Source organism: Nocardia pseudovaccinii NBRC 100343, assembly GCF_001613225.1.
Classification (GTDB): Bacteria; Actinomycetota; Actinomycetes; order Mycobacteriales; family Mycobacteriaceae; genus Nocardia; species Nocardia pseudovaccinii.
In genome coordinates, this window is sequence record NZ_BDBY01000412.1 from 1 (window position 1) to 2,108 (window position 2,108).

The 2,108-nt window shown below is 58.1% G+C and carries 3 protein-coding genes; 1 reads left to right on the forward strand and 2 read right to left on the reverse strand.

The window, feature by feature from the left end:
• Positions 1–448: 448 nt before the first annotated feature.
• Together NP3_RS48720 and NP3_RS43760 are read right to left on the reverse strand one after the other, a co-directional pair.
• Positions 449–754, reverse strand: a complete 306-nt coding sequence (locus tag NP3_RS48720; protein ID WP_157124953.1) for a hypothetical protein — start codon at positions 752–754, stop codon at positions 449–451.
• A 342-nt stretch (positions 755–1,096) separates the two neighbouring features.
• Positions 1,097–1,546 (reverse strand): hypothetical protein, encoded by a 450-nt coding sequence (locus NP3_RS43760; RefSeq protein WP_063047590.1) that lies wholly within the window; start codon positions 1,544–1,546, stop codon positions 1,097–1,099.
• A 96-nt stretch (positions 1,547–1,642) separates the two neighbouring features.
• On the opposite strand from NP3_RS43760, the gene NP3_RS43765 reads away from it, so the two are divergent.
• A partial coding sequence (locus NP3_RS43765) for a nucleotide-binding protein (RefSeq protein WP_063047591.1) occupies positions 1,643–2,108 on the forward strand: 466 nt, incomplete at its 3' end.

Genomic DNA, 2,108 nt, shown 5'->3' on the forward strand with positions numbered 1-2,108 from the left:
GCCCTGGCCCTGGCGGGCCAGAGGCGACCGGCTACGCCGGTCGGACGAAAGCCTTTGCGTAGCAATGATTTTCGTGCATCGCTGCGCGATGCACATACCAAAGACGTTGCTACGCAACGACTTGGCTTAGGAAGATGAAACGCCATGCAGCGCAACAAGTTTGGATGACTATCATGCAATGTCCAGCTTGTCAAACTGTACGAAATGCATAGTAGCGCAACGACTTTCGAGTGATATCGACTGAAAAGTACTGCATACCAATAGATTACAAGATACTACGACCGATTACAAGAATCGATGCGATAGCTCAAAATGGTACGAATGTACGGAAATTCTTCAGTGCGACCTCGGTATGGGAGAGTCGAGTTCGAGTGTCGGCTGTACTGCAAAGAGGCCCTTGGCGGCAAAGTTGGCAGTACCTTTTGCAGCAAGTTGGCAGCACTTGTTTTCACAGCTCAGAGCGGGTTTTGAGGTGTTCTACTGCAAGTACTGCCAACTTTTCGCGGGGTGCGGGAGATCCTAGAAGGGGTGTTTTTGTCTCAGACGGTTTATTACGGTGTAGAGCACGTTCCATATGAGCTGAGTACTCAAAAAAGTTGGCAGTACTTGCAGCAAAACGACGAATCAAGCGTTTGACCTGGGTAAATATTGCTGCAAAAGCTACTGCAAAACCTACTGCCAAAGTTCTCGACGGTGACGAGTTTGCAGTAAACGGCAACCAACGGTCGCCCGGTAGAGATGCCATGAGATCCACAGGTCAGAGTCTCTATTTCGGTGCCGTAGCGGTGCAGAGAGCACAGGCGACCCCGCGGCTGTCGAGGACTGGTTCGGAGCGCACAGAGCGTGAAAAAAAGGCGTTTTTGAGTGCTAATGAGCCACGCTACAGCCGCGCAAAAAAGCTCGTAAAACGTCGTTGCACGCAACAGTCTGAGACTCTTCGGCCGGCGAGTAGCGAGATCAGGCGCAGAAGGCACAGAAGGCGAGGCAGAGGAAGGAAAGACTACGAGCGGAAGTGATCGCTGGGGTGTCGTGCGGTGCTGTAGACAAAGAGTGCTCGCGAGCGAGACCGCAGATAAGTCCGATCGTGGATCGGGTTCTAGACCTGCTTGGCGTCGCGAGCCCAACGAGCGTAGGACTTCTGGAGGCGCTGGTCGGGTACCCATTCGGGAGAGTGGACGACGATGAGGATGGTAGAGCCGGGGTACCACATGGAGTCGCGCCGATCGAACACGGTCATGGCGAGGTCGAGTTGCACCAGGCCGTCTCTGAGCTTGCTGAGGCGCTTGTCTTTGATGGTGTTGCTATAGGGCTCGGTGGTGAAGATGCGGTGGCGGTCGGGGGCTATCCATCGGTAGGAGTGGTCGAACCAGCCGTAGTGGACGCCGCAATCATTGTGCGGATACCCGTACGGCTCTTTGCAGCGTCGACCAGCTGCGTAGCGGGGGCAGGCGCGTCCTCGGGAGCGCCGGAATCCGAATCGCAACGCCATGCGTTCCTCGTAGTTGCTCACGCTGATGGGCGGTGCAGGCAGGCCGGAGTTGGTCATGTTCCTGAAGCTACGTCCTCGCCCGCGCGATGTTGGTGGTTCGCGCGTCATATCGAGACGGGCACTGTTCGTCCGTGCGTGCAGTAGGTTCAGTGCATGGTTCTGCGGATCGCGTTGGCTTCGATCAAGCCAGGGGTGGGTAAGACGACCTCGGCGTTGTTCATCGCTCAGGCGCTGCACGAGCTGGGCCGGTCACCGCTGGTGGTGGATGCGGACAAGGGCCGCAGCGCGCTGGAGTGGATGGAGGATGCCGAGGGGCTCGATTTCCCGGTGATCGGCCAGCACGTGACCACGCTGCATCGCAGCCTTCCGGATCTGGAGGGCGAGCGCGGCGCCATGATTCTGGACGTGCCGCAGCTGGAGGACCACGAGTCGATTGCCCGCGGCGCGCTGGTGTACGCCGATGTGTGGGTGTATCCGATCGCTCCGGCCGGGATCGAGGTCCGCCGCACGATGCGCAGGCTCAAGACCAAGCTGGAGGGAATCCGGGATCTGCGTGAGCAGCTGGGGCTCTCGCGCGACCCGATGGTGGAGGTGGTGTTGTTGACGCGCACGAATCGGC